Source organism: Bacillus sp. TH19 (assembly GCF_016651075.1).
GTDB classification, from domain to species: Bacteria; Bacillota; Bacilli; order Bacillales; family Bacillaceae_G; genus Bacillus_A; species Bacillus_A mycoides.
Window position 1 is genome coordinate 147,846 of sequence record NZ_JAEKEO010000007.1, and the last position, 22,156, is coordinate 170,001.

General features: G+C 35.5%; 24 protein-coding genes. 20 read left to right on the forward strand and 4 right to left on the reverse strand.

Annotation, left to right across the window (positions count from 1 at the left end; genetic code table 11):
- Positions 1-10: 10 nt before the first annotated feature.
- From yaaA to dnaA, 3 genes are all read right to left on the reverse strand, one after another.
- A complete protein-coding gene (yaaA, locus tag JFU54_RS04500) occupies positions 11-223 on the reverse strand; it encodes a S4 domain-containing protein YaaA (RefSeq protein ID WP_002016484.1) in 213 nt (70 codons plus the stop codon).
- Between the two features lie 128 nt (positions 224-351).
- Positions 352-1,497 carry a DNA polymerase III subunit beta gene (gene dnaN / locus JFU54_RS04505; RefSeq protein WP_002016482.1) on the reverse strand — a complete coding sequence of 382 codons (1,146 nt, stop codon included), beginning with the start codon at positions 1,495-1,497 and terminating at the stop codon, positions 352-354.
- A 182-nt stretch (positions 1,498-1,679) separates the two neighbouring features.
- On the reverse strand, positions 1,680-3,020 hold the full coding sequence (gene dnaA / locus JFU54_RS04510) for a chromosomal replication initiator protein DnaA (protein ID WP_002016481.1): 1,341 nt from the start codon (positions 3,018-3,020) through the stop codon (positions 1,680-1,682).
- Between the two features lie 563 nt (positions 3,021-3,583).
- Between dnaA and rpmH the strand changes: the two genes are divergently transcribed.
- From rpmH to spo0J, 10 genes are all read left to right on the forward strand, one after another.
- On the forward strand, positions 3,584-3,718 hold the full coding sequence (gene rpmH, locus JFU54_RS04515; protein ID WP_000831901.1) for a 50S ribosomal protein L34: 135 nt from the start codon (positions 3,584-3,586) through the stop codon (positions 3,716-3,718).
- A 76-nt stretch (positions 3,719-3,794) separates the two neighbouring features.
- Positions 3,795-4,142 (forward strand): ribonuclease P protein component, encoded by a 348-nt coding sequence (gene rnpA / locus JFU54_RS04520; RefSeq protein ID WP_002089963.1) that lies wholly within the window; start codon positions 3,795-3,797, stop codon positions 4,140-4,142.
- A gap of 52 nt (positions 4,143-4,194) precedes the next feature.
- Entirely contained in the window at positions 4,195-4,962 is a 768-nt protein-coding gene (spoIIIJ, locus tag JFU54_RS04525; RefSeq protein ID WP_002016477.1) for a YidC family membrane integrase SpoIIIJ, read from the forward strand.
- Positions 4,959-5,576, forward strand: coding sequence for an RNA-binding cell elongation regulator Jag/EloR (gene jag, locus JFU54_RS04530; protein ID WP_002166368.1), 618 nt, complete (start codon positions 4,959-4,961; stop codon positions 5,574-5,576). Before spoIIIJ ends, jag begins: the two co-directional genes overlap by 4 nt.
- Positions 5,577-5,803: 227 nt before the next feature.
- Positions 5,804-7,180 carry a tRNA uridine-5-carboxymethylaminomethyl(34) synthesis GTPase MnmE gene (gene mnmE / locus JFU54_RS04535; protein ID WP_002034990.1) on the forward strand — a complete coding sequence of 459 codons (1,377 nt, stop codon included), beginning with the start codon at positions 5,804-5,806 and terminating at the stop codon, positions 7,178-7,180.
- Positions 7,181-7,238: 58 nt separating this feature from the next.
- A complete protein-coding gene (mnmG, locus tag JFU54_RS04540) occupies positions 7,239-9,128 on the forward strand; it encodes a tRNA uridine-5-carboxymethylaminomethyl(34) synthesis enzyme MnmG (protein WP_201063805.1) in 1,890 nt (629 codons plus the stop codon).
- Between the two features lie 22 nt (positions 9,129-9,150).
- Positions 9,151-9,870, forward strand: a complete 720-nt coding sequence (gene rsmG, locus JFU54_RS04545; RefSeq protein ID WP_002016472.1) for a 16S rRNA (guanine(527)-N(7))-methyltransferase RsmG — start codon at positions 9,151-9,153, stop codon at positions 9,868-9,870.
- A 105-nt stretch (positions 9,871-9,975) separates the two neighbouring features.
- Entirely contained in the window at positions 9,976-10,848 is an 873-nt protein-coding gene (gene noc, locus JFU54_RS04550; RefSeq protein ID WP_002016471.1) for a nucleoid occlusion protein, read from the forward strand.
- Between the two features lie 186 nt (positions 10,849-11,034).
- A complete protein-coding gene (gene soj, locus JFU54_RS04555) occupies positions 11,035-11,796 on the forward strand; it encodes a sporulation initiation inhibitor protein Soj (RefSeq protein ID WP_002016469.1) in 762 nt (253 codons plus the stop codon).
- Entirely contained in the window at positions 11,789-12,640 is an 852-nt protein-coding gene (gene spo0J / locus JFU54_RS04560; RefSeq protein WP_170935246.1) for a stage 0 sporulation protein Spo0J, read from the forward strand. Before soj ends, spo0J begins: the two co-directional genes overlap by 8 nt.
- A gap of 20 nt (positions 12,641-12,660) precedes the next feature.
- On the opposite strand, the gene yyaC is transcribed toward spo0J, so the two are convergent.
- Positions 12,661-13,257 carry a spore protease YyaC gene (gene yyaC, locus JFU54_RS04565; protein WP_002089953.1) on the reverse strand — a complete coding sequence of 199 codons (597 nt, stop codon included), beginning with the start codon at positions 13,255-13,257 and terminating at the stop codon, positions 12,661-12,663.
- 260 nt (positions 13,258-13,517) lie between these two features.
- Here yyaC and JFU54_RS04570 point away from each other — a divergent pair, with 260 nt between their 5' ends.
- From JFU54_RS04570 to dnaB, 10 genes are all read left to right on the forward strand, one after another.
- On the forward strand, positions 13,518-14,375 hold the full coding sequence (locus JFU54_RS04570; protein ID WP_002016466.1) for a mechanosensitive ion channel family protein: 858 nt from the start codon (positions 13,518-13,520) through the stop codon (positions 14,373-14,375).
- Between the two features lie 20 nt (positions 14,376-14,395).
- A complete protein-coding gene (locus tag JFU54_RS04575) occupies positions 14,396-14,593 on the forward strand; it encodes a DUF951 domain-containing protein (protein WP_000436054.1) in 198 nt (65 codons plus the stop codon).
- Positions 14,594-14,708: 115 nt separating this feature from the next.
- Entirely contained in the window at positions 14,709-15,809 is a 1,101-nt protein-coding gene (gene ychF, locus JFU54_RS04580) for a redox-regulated ATPase YchF (RefSeq protein WP_002089951.1), read from the forward strand.
- Between the two features lie 191 nt (positions 15,810-16,000).
- Complete coding sequence (rpsF, locus tag JFU54_RS04585) at positions 16,001-16,291, forward strand: 30S ribosomal protein S6 (protein WP_001233782.1); 291 nt, start codon at positions 16,001-16,003, stop codon at positions 16,289-16,291.
- A 26-nt stretch (positions 16,292-16,317) separates the two neighbouring features.
- On the forward strand, positions 16,318-16,839 hold the full coding sequence (ssb, locus tag JFU54_RS04590; protein ID WP_000981963.1) for a single-stranded DNA-binding protein: 522 nt from the start codon (positions 16,318-16,320) through the stop codon (positions 16,837-16,839).
- A gap of 44 nt (positions 16,840-16,883) precedes the next feature.
- Positions 16,884-17,117 (forward strand): 30S ribosomal protein S18, encoded by a 234-nt coding sequence (gene rpsR / locus JFU54_RS04595; RefSeq protein WP_000918874.1) that lies wholly within the window; start codon positions 16,884-16,886, stop codon positions 17,115-17,117.
- Between the two features lie 81 nt (positions 17,118-17,198).
- Positions 17,199-18,134 carry a YybS family protein gene (locus JFU54_RS04600; RefSeq protein ID WP_201063807.1) on the forward strand — a complete coding sequence of 312 codons (936 nt, stop codon included), beginning with the start codon at positions 17,199-17,201 and terminating at the stop codon, positions 18,132-18,134.
- A gap of 78 nt (positions 18,135-18,212) precedes the next feature.
- Positions 18,213-20,186: a DHH family phosphoesterase gene (locus JFU54_RS04605; protein ID WP_201063809.1), complete on the forward strand. Its 1,974-nt coding sequence runs from the start codon at positions 18,213-18,215 to the stop codon at positions 20,184-20,186.
- The gene (gene rplI / locus JFU54_RS04610; protein ID WP_002143959.1) at positions 20,183-20,629 is read left to right on the forward strand and encodes a 50S ribosomal protein L9; all 447 of its coding nucleotides are present in this window, start codon (positions 20,183-20,185) and stop codon (positions 20,627-20,629) included. Before JFU54_RS04605 ends, rplI begins: the two co-directional genes overlap by 4 nt.
- Before the next feature lie 27 nt (positions 20,630-20,656).
- Entirely contained in the window at positions 20,657-22,018 is a 1,362-nt protein-coding gene (gene dnaB, locus JFU54_RS04615) for a replicative DNA helicase (protein WP_002016457.1), read from the forward strand.
- Positions 22,019-22,156 lie beyond the last annotated feature (138 nt).

Genomic DNA, 22,156 nt, shown 5'->3' on the forward strand with positions numbered 1-22,156 from the left:
GGATCCCCCTTTATGCCTGAACTTGGAAAGTTCCGCTTCCCGGAATTTCAACAATATCATTTGCATATAACTTTCGGCCTCTTCTATTTTCAAGTTCTTGATTCACGTATACTTCATATTCTTGTAAGAACCATTTCACAGCGCCACCTGTATCAATTACATCAGCTAACTTTAAAAATTGTCCTAGTGTAATGTATTCTGTTGAAATCTTAATAAGTTTCATAAAATCGCTCACTTTCTGAAAGTGTTCATTCTTTCATTGTACTAAATAAACTAGCATTAGGAAAGTAATACCCCACAAATCAAATAAGGGTCACTAGTACCTTTACACTAGCAACCCTTAATCCTTACTTAGTAAGTACGGACTGGTAAAATTAATTGGATAATGGAATCATCATTTACTGTGCGAATTAAAAACGGTCTCATCGCTCCAGTAAAACTAACTTTAATTTCTGTACTATCTAAAGCCTTTAATGCGTCCATCATATATTTTGCACTAAAAGATATTTTTAATTCTTCTCCATCTACATTTTCACATTGAACCTCTTCTACTACTTTTCCGATTTCTGGTGCATTCGAAGAAATCTCTAACATCTGTTGTTCTAATGTCGATAATTTAACAACGTTGTTACGACCATCTCTTGCTAACAGCGACGCACGATCAATCGCTTGTAAAAATTCCTTTGTATTTACAAATATATCAGTTTTACTTTCAGCTGGAATTAAACGCGTTGTATCTGGATAATTTCCTTCTAATAATCTTGAGAAGAATAATAAATGTTTTGTACGGAATAATACTTGATACTCCGTAATAACGATATCTACCATTTCTTCAGATTCATCTAGAATTTTACTTAATTCACTTAAGCTCTTACCAGGAATAACGACATTCGCTTGAAATTCATCGGCAATATTATACCCTTCGATTTTTGCTTTACGAAGTGCTAGTCTGTGACTATCTGTTGCAATACAAGTTAGCTCGCTGTTATATACCTTCCAGTTTACACCTGTCAAGATCGGTCTTGTTTCAGAACTTGAAACTGCAAATACTGTTTGACGAATCATGTGCTTTAGTAAATCTGTTGGAATCTTAAATACATGATGTTCTTCGATTTGTGGTAATAACGGATATTCAGCAGCATCTAAACCATTTAAGTTGAACTCTGATTTTCCAGATTTTATTTTTGTCATAAAATGATTTTCCACAGAAATTTCGACAGTTTCTTTAGGTAATTTTTTTACGATCTCACTAAAATATTTTGCTTGTAAAATAATACTTCCTGATTGTTTAATTTCCACAATTTCTTTTCCAGCATCTTCGACTGGGATAAATGATTCGATAGAGATGTCTGCATCACTACCTGTTAAAGTAACTCCTTCTTCAGTTGCTACAACTTTAATCCCTGTAAGAATTGGAATTGTTGTACGAGAAGAAACTGCCTTCATTACATCTTGTACACTTCTTACAAGATAGTCTTTTTGTATTGTAAAACGCATAACGAAAAACCTCCGGTAAGTATAAGATTTTATTTATTTAATAAAGATAAAAAAGTAGTAGTAATAGTACTAGGGCTTGTGGATATGTGGATAACCCTGTTTAAAGATGTAAAAACAGTCTATCTACATGTGGATAGACTGTGCGTAAAATAAGCTAAGTTATTCACACTATTCAGCTACTACTATTTTAAAATATCCTTAACTTCTTCAACGTGTTTTTGTAATTGAGTATCCGTTTTTAATAGCTTCGAAATTTTTTCGTGAGCATGGATTACTGTTGTATGATCGCGGCCACCAAATTCTTCACCTATTTTTGGCAAAGATGAGTCCGTAAGTTCACGTGATAAATACATCGCAATTTGGCGAGGGAATGCAACGGATTTTGTCCGTTTTTTTGCTTTGAAATCTTCTAATTTTACTTGATAGACGCCCCCAACAGCCTTTTGAATATCAGAAATAGAAATAATTCTAGGTATAGAGTTTGGAATAATATTTTTAAGCGCTTCAGCCGCTAAATCAGCATTCATATCTTTATTAATTAAAGATGAATAAGCTACAACTCGAATAAGTGCACCCTCTAGTTCACGAATATTTGAATCGATTTGATTTGCGATATAAAGCATAACTTCATTTGGTATATCAAGACCTTCTGCTTTTGCTTTTTTACGTAAAATTGCGATTCTAGTTTCTAAATCTGGTGGCGTAATGTCCGTAATTAACCCCCATTCAAAGCGAGAACGAAGGCGATCTTCTAAAGTTGGGATTTCTTTTGGTGGTCTATCGCTTGAAATCACAATTTGTTTACTTTCTTCATGTAACGCATTAAATGTATGGAAAAACTCTTCCTGTGTTTGTTCTTTTCCAGCAAGAAATTGAATATCATCTATCAATAAGACATCTACATTACGATATTTATTACGAAAATCGACAGCTTTATTATCACGAATTGAATTAATAAATTCATTTGTAAATTTTTCAGATGATAAATATACAACTTTTGCATTTGGGTTGTGTTCAATTACATAATGCCCAATTGCGTGCATTAAATGTGTTTTTCCAAGTCCAACGCCCCCGTAAATAAAGAGCGGATTATAGGCTTTAGCTGGTGCTTCAGCTACAGCTAAAGAAGCAGCATGTGCAAAACGATTACCAGAGCCAATAACAAATGTATCAAATGTATATTTTGGGTTTAACATACTCTGTGGTAAGTGATTAGACTCATCATGTGCGTGTTTTTGCTTAACAGAAGGGAGATCTATATCCTCTTCTGCCTGACTTTGGGGAATGATAAAACGAATAGCTAGTTTTGCCCCTGTTAAATCATAAAGTGTTTCGGAGATTAGTTCCGAATAATGAGATTCTAGCCAGTCACGAGCGAATTCATTTGGAGCTGTAATAGTTAATACATCTTTTTTTAAGTTATGAGCAGTTGTTGATTTTAACCAGGTTTCATAACTTGGCTTGCTTACCTTTTTTTCTAATTCTTTTAAGGCACTATTCCATAAATCAGAGATATTTTCCAAAGGTGTCCCTCCTTTACAAAGATGGTAAAAGAATAAGGTTGCGCAACAATTGTACAACCTGTAAATATTTCTAATGCATATTTATACGAAACGTATTTTAAAATATAAAAACGTCGTTAGTATCCGAGATAGAGTTTTCGACAAAATAACACATGTGGACAACTATTTACTCACATGTGATTTAAACTATCCACATGTTATACACAAATTGTGGATAAAATAAAGGTGTGAAAAACTTATTCAAAGTGAAAACACAACTATAATATCAAAAAAAAGCAGCTATAGCAATGAATTTAAGAAAGTTATCCACAAAATCAATACCTTGTGGAATAAACTTGTCCACAACACGATATACTGTGTAAAAGTAAAAAAAGAGTTTGTGGATACAAAAAAGAGAAAATATATTTATCCACAAGGAAATATAGGTACTGTGAAAAAGTTTGTGAATAGGTTAAAAATGAATATTTGATGAAAATTTCGAGAACCATTGACATTTTCCTATTTGATTTACTATAATTTATTAGACTGTCTTTAACAGATATTCCTCAGGGAGGTGTCATATAATGAAAAGAACTTACCAACCAAATAAACGTAAGCGCAGCAAAGTACATGGTTTCCGCAGCCGTATGAGCACAGCAAACGGACGTAAAGTGCTAGCAGCTCGTCGTCGTAAAGGAAGAAAAGTATTATCTGCGTAGACCACTGATCGTTCAGTGGTCTTTTTTTCTAATAATAATGAGTTTCCGCTGATGAAATACAGGAGTGTCAAATGATATGAAGAAAAAAAACCGTATAAAAAAGAATGATGAATTCCAGGCTGTTTTCCAAAAAGGACAATCGAATGCCAATCGCCAGTTTGTTGTATACAAATTAGATAAAGAAAAACAGCCGCATTTTCGCATTGGTCTTTCTGTTAGTAAGAAAATAGGCAATGCAGTAGTGCGTAATCGAATTAAGCGTATGATTCGCCAATCGATTATAGAATTAAAAGATGAGATAGATTCTGGAAAAGATTTTGTTATAATAGCAAGGAAGCCTTGTGCAGAGATGACATATGAAGAGTTAAAGAAAAGCTTAATTCATGTCTTTAAACGCTCTGGTATGAAAAGAATAAAAAAGTAGCGTAAGGAAATGAATTACACTATATACATACCGAAACAAGGAGGAGCAGGCTTTGAAAAAGAAAATAGGTTTATTAGCCATGGTTATTATGCTAATGGCAATTGCTACCGGCTGTAGTGAAACAAATCAACCGATTACACCGAAAAGCACTGGGATTTGGAATGAATATTTCGTATACCCGCTTTCTCAGTTAATCACGTATTTTGCAGAATTATTTGGTAGTAATTACGGTTTAGCAATCGTTGTTACAACTCTTATCATTCGTTTTGCATTATTACCATTAATGATTAAACAAACGAAGAGTACGAAAGCAATGCAGGCGTTACAACCAGAAATGGTGAAATTAAAAGAGAAATATAGTTCTAAAGATCAAGCAACACAGCAAAAACTACAACAAGAAATGATGCAGTTATATCAAAAGAATGGTGTAAACCCATTAGCAGGATGTTTACCAATATTTGTTCAGATGCCTATTTTATTCGCGTTTTATCATGCGATTATGAGAACAACAGCAATTAGTGAACATACATTTTTATGGTTCGATTTAGGACAGGCGGATCCGTTCTATATCCTTCCAATTGTTGCAGCTATTACGACGTTTATTCAGCAAAAGCTTGCAATGGCAGGAACGGCTGGACAAAATCCGCAAATGGCAATGATGATTTGGCTTATGCCAATTATGATTTTAGTCTTTGCAATTAACTTCCCAGCAGCACTATCATTGTACTGGGTAGTTGGTAATATCTTTGGTATCGCTCAAATGTATATGATCAAAGGGCCTGACATTAAGGCTAGTAAGGCAGGAGGATCAAGCAAGTGAGTATGATTACTGCTAAAGGACAAACAGTCGAGCTGGCAGTACAAGATGCTTTAAGACAATTAAATGCTTCGAAAGATCGAGTAGATATAAATATTATCGATGAGGGTAAGAGGGGGTTCCTAGGTTTATTTGGGAATCGCCCCGCTGTTGTAGAAGTTGTATTGAAAAAAGATCCAATCCAAGAATGTGAAGAATATTTAAAAAATGTTATTCAAAATATGGGTGTGGAAGTTGAGATTAGAAAAATTGTAAAAGGACGCGAAGTTGAATTTACAATTTCTGGTGAAAATATCGGTGTTTTAATTGGTAAAAGAGGGAATACGTTGAATTCTTTACAGTATTTAACAAAACTTGTTGCGAACCGTAATACAAAGCAATATATTGGTATTACACTGGATGCTGAAAACTATCGTAGTAAAAGAAAAAATACGTTAGAATCTCTTTCCTATCGATTAGCAAAACAAGTAGTGAGTACTAAAAAAAGAGTTGTTCTAGAACCAATGCCTTCTTTCGAACGAAAAATTATTCACCAAGCATTATCTAATCATCAAAATATCATTACAACTTCTGAAGGAAAAGAACCACATCGGTATGTTGTAATATCTTCCAAGTGACCGGTTACTCAATTGAGTGCCGGTTTTTTTGAGGAGAAAATAAATGTGGATAACTAAAAAACACTAAACTTATCCACTGTGAATAAGTTTAGTGTTTTTTACATAAGGACATAATAAAATGAGTTATTATTCTTTTGTAGATAGGTTCGTTATGGTATCCTAATAATTTAGTGACGGAAAAAATTCATGTTGAAATAGAGATAAATAAGCAAGTGAGGTGAAAGGACATGGAATTTGATACAATTGCCGCAATTTCCACAGCACTTGGGGAAGGTGCAATTGCCATTGTTCGAGTAAGTGGGGATGATGCGATTGAGAAAGTCGATCGTATTTTTAAAGGGAAGGATTTAACACAGGTTTCTTCTCATACAATTCATTATGGTCATATTGTCGATTTAGATACAAATCAAGTTATTGAAGAAGTTATGGTGTCCATTATGCGTGCACCAAGGACTTTTACGCGTGAAAATATAGTAGAAATTAACTGTCATGGTGGACTTGTTTCGGTAAATAAAGTATTACAGCTTATTTTAGCGCAAGGAGTACGACTGGCAGAGCCTGGTGAATTTACAAAACGTGCTTTTTTAAATGGACGTATTGATTTGTCACAAGCAGAAGCTGTTATGGACTTAATCCGTGCGAAAACAGATCGTGCTATGAATGTAGCGATTAACCAAATGGAAGGACGATTATCTAAATTAATCGGCCATCTGCGTCAAGAAATATTAGAAACATTAGCTCATATTGAAGTGAATATAGATTACCCAGAATATGATGATGTAGAAGAGATGACGCATAATATTTTAATTGAGAAAGCTACACATGTCCGTGCTGAAATTGCAAAGATATTAGAAACATCGAAGCAAGGAAAGATTTTACGTGAAGGCATTTCTACCGCAATTATCGGTAGACCTAACGTTGGGAAATCATCGCTATTAAATAGTCTTGTTCAGGAGAAAAAGGCAATTGTAACTGATATTGCAGGAACAACTCGTGATGTTATTGAAGAGTACGTTAATGTGCGTGGTGTACCACTTAAACTTATAGATACAGCCGGAATTCGTGAAACGGAAGATATTGTTGAACGAATTGGTGTAGAGCGTTCGAAGGAAATGATGAGCCAAGCAGACTTAGTGTTAATTGTAGTGAATTATAGCGAGGCTTTAACAAATGAAGATGAGGATCTATTCCGTGCCGTACAAGGAAAAGATTTCATTGTTATTGTAAATAAGACAGATTTACCGCAAGAAATTGATATGGAACGTGTTACAGATTTAGCGGTAGGAAATCGTGTTATTACAACATCTTTAATTGAGGAGCAAGGAATAGATGAGCTTGAAAAGGCGATAGCTGATTTATTCTTTGAAGGAACAATTGATTCTGCGGATATGACATACGTGTCTAATGCGAGACATATCGGATTATTAACACAAGCAGGAAGAACAATTAACGATGCAATTGAAGCGATAGAAAATGGTGTTCCGATTGATATGGTTCAAATTGATTTAACAAGAGCGTGGGAAATACTTGGTGAAATTACTGGTGATACTGTCCATGAAAGTTTAATTGACCAATTGTTCTCTCAATTTTGTTTAGGAAAATAAAGTAAAACTTTAATCAGAGATGATTTAGTAAGATAGAGGTTATTAGGAGGAATAAACAATGGGATACAATGCCGGTTCATATGATGTCATAGTAATCGGTGCAGGTCATGCAGGATGTGAAGCTGGTCTTGCGGCAGCACGAATGGGCTCAAAAACATTAATGTTAACAATTAACTTAGATATGGTAGCGTTCATGCCATGTAACCCTTCTGTTGGTGGACCAGCAAAAGGGATTGTTGTTCGTGAAATTGATGCATTAGGCGGAGAAATGGGACGCAATATTGATAAAACACATATTCAAATGCGTATGTTAAATACGGGTAAAGGACCAGCTGTACGCGCGCTTCGTGCACAAGCTGATAAATTCGCTTACCAGCATGAATTAAAGAAAACAATTGAAGAAACACCAAACTTAACGTTGTTTCAAGGTCTGGTAGAGCGTTTAATTATTGAAGATGGTGTATGTAAAGGGGTAATTACGCAAGCTGGTGCTGAATACACAGCGAAAACAGTTGTAATTACAACGGGAACATTTTTACGTGGTGAGATTATTATGGGAGATTTAAAATATTCAAGTGGTCCAAATAATCAGCAACCATCTATTACATTATCTGAACACTTAGAGGAACTTGGTTTTGATCTTGTTAGATTTAAAACAGGTACACCTCCGCGTGTAAACAGTAATACGATTGATTATAGTAAAACAGAAATTCAACCAGGTGATGATAAGCCACGTTCTTTCTCTTTTGAAACGACAAAATTTATTATGGATCAAATTCCATGTTGGTTAACGTATACAAGTACAGAAACACATCGTTTAATAGATGAAAACTTACATCGCTCAGCTATGTATTCTGGTATGATTAAAGGAACAGGGCCTAGATATTGCCCTTCAATTGAAGACAAGGTAGTAAGATTTAATGATAAACCACGTCATCAAATTTTCTTAGAGCCAGAAGGACGTAATACACAAGAAGTATATGTACAGGGCTTATCGACGAGCTTACCAGAAGATGTACAGCGTGCAATGCTTAGAACAATTCCTGGCCTGGAAAATGTTGAAATGATGCGTACGGGTTATGCAATTGAATATGATGCGATCGTACCAACTCAACTATGGCCAACACTTGAAACGAAAAAAATTAAAAATTTATATACAGCAGGACAAATTAACGGAACTTCTGGTTACGAAGAAGCAGCAGGACAAGGGCTTATGGCTGGGATTAATGCAGCGTGTCGTTCTTTAGGTAAAAAAGAAGTTATTTTAGGTCGTGCTGATGCTTATATTGGTGTCTTAATTGATGACCTTGTAACGAAAGGTACAAATGAACCATATCGTTTATTAACGTCTCGTGCAGAATATCGCCTATTATTACGCCATGATAATGCTGACCTTCGTTTAACTGAAGTTGGTCGTGAAATTGGCTTAATTAAAGAAGATCGCTATGAGCGATTTACAAATAAAAAGTTACAAATTGAACAGGAGAAGGAACGGTTAGAGAGTATTTTTATTAAACCGCGTCCTGAAGTTCAAGAATTAATTCGTAGTATTGGTGGAAGTGAATTGAAAGATGGAATACGTGCAAGTGACTTATTACGTCGTCCAGAGGTGACATATGAGCATATTCATCTTTTAGTACCAAGTGAAGTAGCATTAAGTGATGAAATTACGGAACAAGTTGAAATTCAGACCAAGTACGAAGGATACATTGAAAAATCTTTACAGCAAGTAGAACGTATGAAGAAAATGGAAAACAAAAAAATTCCTGTGGATATTGATTATGATGCGATTTCTAGCCTTGCCTCAGAAGCGAGACAGAAATTGAAAGATGTTCGTCCGCTTTCAATGGGGCAAGCTTCACGTATTTCTGGCGTAAATCCAGCTGATGTTTCCATTTTGCTTATTTACATTGAACAAGGAAAAATTGCACGAGTATCGAACCAATAACATAGTAAGGAGATATTGCTAGATGAACATAGAACAATTTCAATCTATGCTAGAAGAGAAGGGTATTTCCCTCTCTTCTAGACAGTTAGAGCAGTTCGGAATCTATTTTGAAACATTAGTAGAGTGGAATGAAAAAATGAACTTAACGGCTATTACGGAGAAAGAAGAAGTATACTTAAAACACTTTTTTGATTCTGTTACAGCGGCTTTTTATTATGATTTTTCGAAACCATTTTCTATTTGTGATGTTGGGGCAGGAGCTGGATTCCCAAGTATCCCTTTAAAAATCTGTTTCCCGCACTTAAAAGTAACAATTGTAGATTCATTACAAAAACGTATTAATTTCTTAAATCACTTAGCGCAAAAGTTAGAATTAAGTGATGTTGCATTTTGTCATGATCGTGCTGAAACATTTGGAAAAAAAGAAGGTGTACGTGAAGCATACGATATTGTAATGGCACGTGCAGTTGCACGTCTTTCTGTATTAAGTGAGCTATGTTTACCACTTGTAAAAGTAGGGGGAACATTCATTGCAATGAAAGGTGCAGCGGCGAACGAAGAAATCGAAAATGGCAAATATGCTTTAGAGGTACTTGGCGGAGAATTGAAAGAAATGTCTACGTTCCAATTACCGTTTGAAGAAAGCGAGCGTAATATTTTATTAATCGAGAAAAAGCGCAAGACACCAAAGAAATATCCACGCAAACCGGGAACGCCCAATAAATTACCTATTGAAAAATAAATCTTATTAGACGTAAGATTAAATTATATAAATGAAAACGTAAATGTTTCATAGGAAACATTTTATGTAGAACAGTCAATAGGCCTAAAAGGTGGTGGAATATGTATGAAAAATACGTTTTCTCGTTTATTTGGCTTTGGAGATAAAGAGAGCGAATTCGAATTACAAGACGAAAGCCATGAAGAAATAGCTAAAAAGGTATATGAAGAAATACAGGAAATTCCGATAGTAAACATTACCCCTAACCGTTATCAACCACGAACAGTTTTTGACGATGCACGTATTGAGGAGCTAGCATTAACGATTCGTACACATGGGCTTATCCAGCCGATTGTTGTGAGACAGTATGAGGATGATAAGTACGAGATTATTGCCGGGGAAAGGCGTTTCCGCGCAGCAACAAAGTTAGGGTGGGAAAAAGTTCCTGCAATAATAAAGAATTTAAATGATACTGAGACAGCTTCTGTAGCGTTAATTGAAAATTTGCAACGTGAGGAATTAACAGCAATTGAGGAAGCTGTGGCATATCAAAAGCTGATTGAGTTACATAATTTAACACAAGAAGCATTGGCACAACGACTTGGAAAAGGACAATCGACAGTCGCAAATAAATTGCGATTATTAAAATTGCCTGAAGAAATCAAAAGTGCATTATTAGAAAAAAGTATTACAGAACGGCATGCTCGCGCCCTTATTCCTTTGAAGAATGAGGAATTACAACTGAAGGTTTTACAAGAGATTGTGGAGAAGCAATTGAATGTAAAGCAAACAGAAGAACGAATTGCAAAGTTATTAGAAGAAGTAAAACCAAAGCGTAAAGCGAAGCAAAAAGCAGTAAGTCGAGATGCGAGAATTGCTATGAACACGATTAGACAATCATTACAAATGGTTGCTAATAGTGGTTTGAATGTTAATTCTGCGGAAGAAGAGTTTGATGAATACTATCAAATTACGATTAAAATTCCGAAGAAAAAATAATTACGTGCTAGAGACCTTATCCTATTGGAGAGGTCTCTTTTACTATATTTTCTTGTTAAAGCAAGAAGGAGTTTAGAAATAAATTTTGAAGTTTAATAAGGACGTAAAAGAAAAACTTTTATTTCATGTTACAATAAACGTAATTGTTTCTAGAATAAGAAAGAAAGGTTGAAAGTAGGTGACATCATGGGAAAAATCATTGCTATTGCTAATCAAAAAGGCGGTGTTGGAAAAACAACAACATCCGTTAATTTAGGGGCTGGATTGGCACAAGTAGGAAAAAAAGTCCTTCTCGTAGATATTGATGCTCAAGGAAATGCAACGACTGGTGTAGGGATTGAAAAGTCTGAATTAGATCAATGTATTTATAATGTTCTTGTAGAAGATGCAGATGTTCAAGGTGCCATACGGAAAACCGCAACTGAAAACTTAGATGTTCTACCCGCTACAATTCAATTGGCTGGTGCTGAAATTGAATTGGTACCAACCATTTCCCGGGAAGTACGCTTGCAAAGAGCGTTACAGCCGATTCGTGATGAATATGAGTATATTATTATTGACTGTCCCCCATCCTTAGGGTTATTAACGATTAATGCATTAACAGCAGCAGATTCTGTTATTATTCCTGTACAGTGTGAATATTACGCGCTGGAAGGGTTAAGTCAGCTATTAAATACAGTTCGACTTGTGCAAAAGCATTTAAATAAAAATTTAGCAATTCAAGGTGTATTGTTAACGATGTTGGATGCTCGTACAAATTTAGGAATTCAAGTTATAGATGAAGTGAAAAAATACTTTAGAGATAAAGTATATCGTTCGATTATTCCTCGTAATGTTCGCTTAAGTGAGGCACCAAGTCATGGAAAACCAATTATGCAGTATGACGCTAAATCAAGAGGAGCAGAAGTATATTTAGATTTAGCAGAGGAAGTGATTGCAGGTGGCTAAGGGATTAGGAAGAGGAATCAACGTGTTTTTTCCAGATTTAGATGTGAAAGAAGAAGAAACAATTCAGGAGATTATAGTAACTGAATTAAGGCCGAATCCATATCAACCACGTAAATATTTCAATAAAGAAGCGATTCAGGAATTAGCGGCTTCTATTAAAGAGCACGGTATATTGCAACCTTTAATTGCTCGAAAGAGTATTAAAGGATATGAAATAGTTGCAGGTGAAAGAAGATATCGTGCTGCTAAAGAGGCCGGACTTGAGAAAGTGCCTGCTGTCGTAAGGCAATTAAATGAGCAGCAAATGATGGAATTTGCTTTGCTTGAAAACTTACAACGAGAAGATTTAAATCCTATGGAAGAGGCAATGGCATATCAGATGTTAATGAACGAGCTAAATGTAACACAAGAACAATTAGCAAAACGTCTTGGTAAAAGCAGGCCTTATATCGCAAATTATACTCGTTTGTTAAGCCTCCCTTCATTCGTTCAAGATATGATTGCAAACGGTCAACTTTCAATGGCTCATGGAAGAACTTTACTTACAATAAAAGATGAAGAACAGTTGAAATCTTTATTGAAGCGAATTGAAAAAGAGGGACTGAACGTTCGCCAATTGGAACAAATTGTCCAGGAAATTAATCAACGTGTTTCACGTGAAACACAACAAGTGAAAAAAGAAAGAAATATATTTTTTGTAGAGCGCGAAACGTTTTTAAGAGAAAAGTTTGGTACGGATGTAAAAATTAAAGAAACGAAAAAAGAAAAAGGTAAAATCGAAATCGAATTTTTTAATAAAGAAGATTTAAATCGAATTTTAGAATTATTATCAAAGGGAAATTAAAAAGCAAACCATCTTATTGTTTATAGATGGTTTGCTTTTTTTAATGCAGATAATTTTTGATCGGTTTCTTTTATACTTTGTGCAATTACATCGGCCATCTTCATAACTAAACTTAGTCTTGTATTTTGAAGTACGAAAAACTCCATGAAACCATTTAAATTTACGATGCCATGAATATGCAAATCACCAATTTCAGGTAATTTCTTATTCATCGCAGCTCCAGGTTTACTGGGACCCTTTCCGGTAGTTATAGAACCGATACTTTGAGATTTTCCTAAACATGCATCAACAGCAATAATAAATGAAGTAGGGTTTTCTTTCTGTATATTCTGAATTTTTTCCTCTAGATTTAGTGCATGTATTGGTTCGTCTAGTGTGCCGAATACTTGAAGGTTTTTGATTTCAATTTGTTCTAGTTTAGTACCAACTAATGGACCAAGTGCATCACCGGTGGAACGGTCTGTTCCGATACAAACGAGAATGAGTGGCATATTAGTCTTAATGGGAATATGGGAAAGTAAGAAATTACTGATTGTCTCAGAGGCTTCTAAGTCATGATGCATAACATTTTGAGTTTCTTTTTCAAAAAAAGGTAAGCGAAAACTTCTAATATTCATGAAGCACCCATCCTTTTAATAAATTTTCACAATATGTTATATGGTGTGTGAAATGGAAAATTATAAGTGCATACTTTCTACAAACTGTGAATGAAAATGGAAATAATAGTACTAGTATATATATATTCGTTTCATTTTATACCTGAATGGAAGTTAACAAATGGAATTAAAGTCATAAATTTTTTTCAGAAATCAGAGAGAGTTCTGATACAATAATAAGGATAACTAAAAAGAAATTTTAGCTAGAGAGGTAGAGGGACATGGATTTAGCGTTGAAATGGTTTGAGTCCATTGATTGGACGAATATAGGTGTGAAGTCACTAAAAATAATCGTTATTTTAATACTTGGTGCAATCGTTGTGCGAGTTGCAAGGGCAATTGTACGAAATGCGTTTCGTATGGGAAGCCGTTCGCCGATTCAAATTTCAGAACGTCGTACAGTTACGGTAGCGAAGTTGCTTGAAAATATTGTGGCATACGTTGTTATGTTCATTATGTTAATTGCGATTTTAGGTGTGTTTGATATTAATGCATCAGGTCTATTAGCCGGTGCTGGGGTAATTGGTTTAGCAGTCGGTTTTGGTGCACAAAGTTTAGTTAAAGATGTTATTACAGGATTATTTATTTTGTTAGAGGATCAATTTTCAGTAGGTGATTATGTAAGAATAGGGCAATTTGAAGGAACTGTTTTGGAAATTGGACTACGTACAACGAAGATGAAAAGCTGGACAGGTGAAATTCATATAATACCAAATGGTAGCATTGTACAAGTAACGAACTTTTCCGTTAGTAATAGTGTAGCATTTGTTGATGTATCTATTTCTTATGAAAGTGATATAGTACGAGCGGAGCAAGTTATTGAAGATTTATTAGTAGAATTACCAGGAAAATATGAGAAAATGGTAACAACACCTCAATTGCTAGGTGTTCAAACATTGGCAGCGTCTGAAGTTGTATTACGTGTTATTGCTGAAGTTGAGCCGATGCAGCATGCAGTTATTGCGAGGGCTCTTCGCAAAGAGATTAAAAATCGTCTTGATTTACATGGGATTGAAATTCCATACCCACGTATGGTTTTATATAGTCGCGAAGAATTAGTTAGTGAAAAAGCAATTTAATAGTGGGAGGGATTTAGAGAATGGAGCAAAAGCAATATAACTTGTACGATGTTGTGGAAATGAAGAAAGCCCATCCATGTGGTGAAAATCGCTGGAAGATTATTCGTATGGGAATGGATATCCGCGTTAAGTGCGAGGGGTGTGACCATTCGGTAATGATTCCTCGAAGAGAGTTTGATCGCAAGGTGAAAAAAATACTTGTGAAGCACGAAGAATAGTGAAAAAGCAACGGCTGCAGTAGACAGCCGTTGCTTTTTTTCATTTGGTGGAAACTTGTCATTTTTTTCGTTACTATCTATAATGATGAAAGATTGAGACATAGGAGTGAAAAATATGGGATTAACGGCTGGGATTGTTGGATTACCTAACGTAGGTAAGTCCACTTTATTTAATGCAATTACACAAGCAGGAGCAGAATCTGCGAACTATCCATTCTGTACAATCGATCCAAACGTAGGGATTGTAGAAGTACCAGATGAGCGTTTAAATAAATTAACGGAATTAGTAGAACCGAAAAAAACTGTTCCGACTGTATTTGAATTTACTGATATTGCAGGTATCGTAAAAGGTGCGAGTAAAGGTGAAGGGTTAGGAAATAAATTCTTATCTCACATTCGTCAAGTAGATGCAATTTGCCAAGTTGTTCGTTGTTTTGAAGATGAAAATATTACGCACGTTTCAGGAAAAGTAGATCCAATTGATGACATTGAAACAATTAACTTAGAACTAATCTTAGCGGATTTGGAATCTGTTGATAAGCGTATCGAACGAGTTGCGAAGTTAGCAAGACAAAAAGATAAAGAAGCTGTATATGAGCATGAAATTTTAGTTCGTTTAAAAGAAGCTTTTGAAGAGGGAAAACCAGCTCGTACTGTTGAATTTACAGAAGAGCAAATGAAGATTGTTAAAGGCCTTCATTTACTTACAACGAAAGAAATGCTATATGTAGCAAACGTAAGTGAAGATGATATTATGGATCCTTCTGACAATAAATATGTACAAATGGTAAAAGAATTTGCAGCAAATGAAAATTCTCAAGTAATCGTTGTATGTGCAAAAATCGAAGAAGAAATCGCTGAGCTAGACGAGGAAGAGAAAAAAGTATTCCTTGAAGAACTAGGCATTGAAGAATCTGGTTTAGATCAATTAATTCGTGCTGCATATGATTTATTAGGACTTGCTACTTACTTCACAGCTGGTGTGCAAGAAGTACGTGCATGGACGTTTAAACAAGGTATGAAGGCACCACAATGTGCTGGCGTAATTCATACAGACTTTGAGCGTGGATTTATTCGCGCAGAAACAGTTTCTTATGATGATTTAATGACAAACGGTTCTATGACAGCTGCAAAAGAAGCTGGAAAAGTACGTTTAGAAGGAAAAGAGTATATCGTAAAAGACGGAGATGTTATGCACTTCCGCTTCAACGTTTAATTTAATATTTCCTAGGAAAAATAAAGATATGAGCTTGGCAAATATATTATGTGTTTGCCAAGTTTTTTACGTATTGGTGAGTTGATTCATATAACTTACTATGATATAATCTAAACTCGTGAGTAATTACTATAAATTAATTGCTCCTTGCCCATTATGGGCCGTTTAGACCAAAAGGAGGTGAAAGTGTAATGAGAAAGTACGAAATTATGTACATCATTCGTCCTGGCGTTGAAGAAGAAGCTCAAAAAGCTTTAGTTGAACGTTTTGCAGGTGTTTTAACAAACAATGGTGCAGAAATCATTAACACGAAAGAGTGGGGTAAGCGTCGTTTAGCTTACGAAATCAACGACTTACGTGAAGGTTTCTACATGATCTTAAACGTGAACTCTAACTCAGAGGCGATTAACGAATTCGACCGTTTAGCTAAGATCAACGAAGATATCCTTCGTCATATCGTTGTTAAAGAAGAAGAAAAATAATTGATATATAAGGGAGAGTGGTTCGATTGATGAATCGTGTTATCCTCGTTGGTCGTTTAACTAAGGACCCTGACTTACGTTACACGCCCAATGGTGTTGCAGTAGCTACTTTTACGTTAGCTGTGAATCGCGCATTTGCGAATCAACAAGGTGAGCGTGAAGCTGACTTTATTAATTGTGTAATATGGCGTAAACAAGCAGAAAACGTGGCAAATTATTTGAAAAAAGGTAGCTTAGCAGGCGTAGACGGACGTCTTCAAACTCGTAATTACGATGGACAAGATGGTAAACGTGTATATGTAACAGAAGTTCTTGCGGAGAGCGTACAATTTTTAGAGCCGCGTAATGGCGGTGGGGAGCAACGTGGTTCATTCAATCAGCAACCATCAGGAGCTGGTTTCGGTAACCAAAGCTCTAACCCATTTGGTCAATCTAGTAATTCAGGTAACCAAGGTAATCAAGGTAACTCTGGATTTACGAAGAATGACGATCCATTTTCGAATGTTGGTCAACCGATTGACATTTCGGACGACGATTTACCATTTTAATGGTGTGAATCGGCTATTTTTAACAAAGAATGGAGGGAATAGACATGGCAGGACGCAAAGGTGGACGTGCGAAGCGTCGTAAGGTGTGTTTCTTCACATCTAACGGCATCACTCGCATTGACTATAAAGATGTTGATTTATTAAAACGTTTCGTTTCTGAGCGCGGTAAAATTTTACCTCGTCGTGTAACAGGAACAAGCGCGAAATACCAACGCAAACTTACAGTTGCAATTAAACGTGCTCGTCAAATGGCACTTTTACCATATGTTGGTGAATAATAGCGTATGAAATGCACAGTAGAGTCGGACTCTACTGTGCATTTTGCTATGCTTTTCTTTTTTTGAAAGAGAGGTTAGATGATGAAGAATACGAAATTTATTACTGAGGGTGCAGCACTGTTAGCGATATATGCAATGTTATTGCTTATATCTATGTATGTTCCACTTTTAGGTACAGTTGTAACGTTTGCGTTGCCATTGCCATTTATATTGCTAACGATAAGATATAGATTATCTAACGCCTTTATAGTTTTTACTGCGGCGCTTTTTATTACTGTTATTGTCAGTCAGCCGATGAACCTAGTAAAGACAACTATGTTTGGATTGATAGGTATCGTTTTAGGATATATGTATAAAAAACGAAAAAAGCCGGTAGAAACTTTAATGGCGGGGACGCTTGTGTACTTAATTGGTATTATGCTCATTTATGTTGCGAGTATAAAGTTTTTTAACATAGATTTAATGAAGCAAATGCAAAATATGTTTAATGAAAGTATGGCGCAAAGTGAAAAGATAGTTACTGCTGCGGGTATGCCTATTAGTAAAGAGCAAAAAGAATTATTTACACAATTTAATGATGTGTTACAAACGTTATTCCCAAGTTTGCTTGTAATGGTTTCTGTATGTTTTTCTTGGATTACAGTTATGATATCAGGTAGTGTTTTGAGAAAACTAAAGCATGACGTTATACCATGGCCTAAATTTAAAGATATACAATTACCAAAGAGTATTGTTTGGTATTACGTTATATTTATTTTGCTATCAACTTTTATAAAAGTAGAACCGACATCATATTTACATATGGTATTTTCTAATTTATATGTCATATTTGCTTTACTACTAGTACTGCAAGGTCTGACATTTATCGCTTTTATAGCGCATAGCAAAGGTTTTACGAAAGGTGTTCCTATTATTAGTTTTATTGTCTGCATGTTTATTCCGATGATGTTTCCTCTTGTAACAATCTTAGGTATAATTGATTTAGGGATTTCATTACGTTCTAAAATAGGGGAATAAAATAATATTCCTTACACTATTTTAATTTGTTTAACTAACTGGAAAGTGAGTTAGTTTTACTTTATAGGAGTTGTATACATGCCTGAATTTTATAAGAAACAGTGGTTTTTATATCCTGTTTACGTATTGGCATTTTTTGTATTCGTGCTAATTTCACTCCTCTGTTACTTTCATTTAATTATGGGGATATCAGCCTTCTTTATCTTTTGTATTGTACTTTTTTTCGTTATACGATTCGAACTTACTTTTCAAAGGAATTTTGAAAAACATACGACAGATATGATTACAAGGGTAAAGAAAGTGAGTAATGAAGCATTTAACCAAATGCCAATTGGTATTTTGTTATACAATAAGGATTATGGGATTGATTGGGCGAATCCTTATTTATCATCATGTTTGGGGCAGCATGCATTAGCTGGTTGGCACCTTTACGATGTATCAGAAACATTACTCCTTTTTATTAAGGGGGAAACTTCTGACGATATAGTTTCTTTAAATAATCGTAAGTTTCGTGTTTTTGTAAGGAAAGAAGAAAAACTAATTTATTTCTTTGATGTAACGGAACAAACAGAAATTGAAAAGATGTATGAAGATCAACGCACTGTTTTAGCTGTTATTTATTTAGATAACTATGATGAAGTTACACAAGGATTAGATGACCAATTACGTACGAATATAACAAGTCTTGTGACGTCACGTCTAAATGAATGGGCTGTTAAGTATGGTGCATATTTGAAACGTGCATCTTCAGAAAGATTCTTCGTTGTACTAAATGAAAGTATTTTAGCGCAAATGGAGAAAGGGAAATTTAGTATTTTGGATCAAGTGCGTGAAGAAACATCAAAAAGGAATATACCACTTACATTAAGTGTTGGTGTTGGCTCAGGTGATTTACCTTTATCAGAGCTTGGAGCGATGGCCCAATCTGGTTTAGACCTTGCATTAGGACGAGGAGGAGACCAAGTAGCTATTAAACAAGCAACGGGTAAAGTTAAGTTTTACGGTGGTAAGACGAATCCGGTTGAAAAGCGTACTCGTGTACGTGCTAGGGTTATTTCGCATGCATTAAAGGATTTAGTATTAGAAAGCAGTAATGTCATTATAATGGGGCATAGAGCTCCTGATATGGATGCGATTGGTGCAGCGATTGGTATTTTAAAGGTAGCTCAATTAAATGAGCGCAAAGGATATATTGTATTAGATGAAAATGATTCTGATAAAGGAATCAAACGTTTGATGGATAAAGTGAAACAAAATGAAGAGTTATGGTCACATTTTATTACACCAGGGCAAGCGATGGAATTTGCAAATGATGATTCATTACTTGTTGTTGTTGACACGCATAAACCTTCAATGGTGATGGAGGAAAAACTGTTACACAAGATTGAAAATGTAGTAGTTATTGACCATCATCGCCGCGGGGAAGATTTCATTGAAGATCCATTACTTGTTTATATGGAGCCATACGCTTCTTCAACGGCAGAGCTTGTTACAGAATTACTTGAGTATCAACCGAAAAATTTAAAGATGACAATGTTAGAAGCAACGGCATTGTTAGCTGGTATTATTGTTGATACAAAAAGTTTTACATTCCGTACAGGCGCTCGTACATTTGATGCCGCTTCTTATTTACGCTCGCATGGCGCAGACACTGTACTTGTACAAGAGCTTTTAAAAGAAGATATGGGTCAGTATTTACGAGTTGCAAAAGCCATTAAAAATGCGTACATTTATAAAAATGGAATTGCGATTGCTAAAGTTGATGGTGATGAATATTATGACCAAGTACTTATTGCACAATCAGCAGACACATTATTGACAATGACAGGTATCATTGCAACGTTTGTTATTGCAAAACGTGGAGAAAATTTCATTGGAATTAGTGGTAGATCTTTAGGTGAATTGAATGTACAGCTAATTATGGAGAATTTAGGAGGTGGCGGGCACTTAACAAATGCAGCCACACAAATGAAAAATGTTACAGTAGATGAAGCGGAGGAGAAGCTTCGATTTGTTATTGATGACTATTTACAGGGAGGCACACAATCATGAAAGTAATTTTTCTAAAAGACGTAAAAGGTAAAGGTAAAAAAGGAGAAATAAAAAACGTACCAGACGGTTATGCAAATAATTTCTTACTAAAACAGGGGTTAGCTGCCGAAGCGACAAACAGCAGTATGAAAACTTTAGATGCTCAAAAGCGCAAAGAGGAAAAAGATGCAGCAGCAGAAGTTGAGAATGCAAAAGAGCTGAAAGAAACATTAGAGAAATTAACTGTAGAAGTAAAGGTGAAATCTGGAGAAGGTGGCCGCTTATTTGGTTCTATCACGAGTAAACAAATTGTAGATGTAATGCAAAAGTCACACAAGATTAAACTTGATAAACGTAAATTTGAAATGGATGATGCAATCCGTGCATTAGGTTATACAAACGTCAATGTGAAATTGCATCCGCAAGTAACAGCAACAGTAAAAGTTCATGTTAGTGAACAATAAAAATAAATTAAGCAAGGAGGATTGCGCATGAGTGATGTAATGGCTGATCGTACCCCTCCGCATAATATAGAAGCTGAGCAGGCAGTCTTAGGTGCCATATTAATTGATCAGGATGCGTTAACGTCAGCATCGGAACTATTGGTACCTGACTCATTTTATCGAACGAAACATCAAAAGATTTTTGAAGTCATGCTTGGGTTGTCTGATAAGGGAGAACCAATCGACTTAGTAATAATGACATCAGCGATGGCTGATCAAGGATTACTAGAAGAAGTTGGTGGGGTTTCTTATCTAGCAGAGTTAGCAGAAGTTGTTCCAACAGCTGCTAACGTAGAATATTATGCACGCATCATCGCTGAAAAGGCACTTTTACGTCGTTTAATTCGAACGGCGACTCATATTGTATCGGATGGATACGAGCGAGAAGATGATGTGGATGGCCTTTTAAATGAGGCTGAGAAAAAAATATTAGAAGTATCTCACCAAACAAATGCAAAAGCATTCCAAAACATTAAAGATGTTCTTGTAGATGCTTATGATAAAATTGAACTTTTGCATAATCAAAAGGGTGAAGTTACCGGGATACCAACTGGATTTACTGAATTAGATAAGATGACCGCAGGTTTCCAGCGAAATGATTTAATCATCGTGGCGGCGCGTCCATCGGTAGGGAAAACTGCATTTTCACTAAATATCGCACAAAACGTAGCGACGAAAACTGATGAAAATGTAGCGATTTTTAGTTTAGAGATGGGCTCTGATCAGCTTGTTATGCGTATGCTTTGTGCAGAAGGAAATATTGATGCACAAAGACTTCGTACCGGTTCATTAACTTCTGATGATTGGGCGAAATTAACAATGGCGATGGGTAGCCTTTCTAATGCTGGTATATATATTGATGATACACCAGGGATTAAAGTAAATGAGATTCGAGCAAAATGTCGTAGATTAAAGCAAGAGCAAGGTCTTGGGATGGTTTTGATTGACTATTTACAGCTTATTCAAGGAAGTGGGAAATCAGGAGAAAACCGTCAGCAGGAAGTATCTGAGATTTCTCGTACATTAAAAGGGATTGCACGTGAATTGCAAGTACCTGTTATTGCCTTGTCGCAGTTATCTCGTGGTGTAGAATCTCGTCAAGATAAACGTCCGATGATGTCTGACATTCGTGAATCAGGAAGTATCGAGCAGGATGCTGACATTGTAGCCTTCCTATATCGTGAAGATTACTATGATCGTGAAACAGAAAATAAAAATACAATTGAAATTATCATTGCAAAGCAACGTAATGGTCCGGTAGGTTCAGTAGAGCTTGCGTTTGTTAAGGAATTTAATAAATTCGTCAACTTAGAACGCCGCTTTGAGGATGGACATGCACCGCACGCATAAAGGCAGTATAAAAAAGAAACACATTTCTTATAATAAGATGTGTTTCTTTTTTTTTATATGAAAGATAGGGCTTTCATAAGGTGAATATGTAATTCTTACGAACGAAAACGTTTTTCGATAAAAAAATGTTCGCTTTTT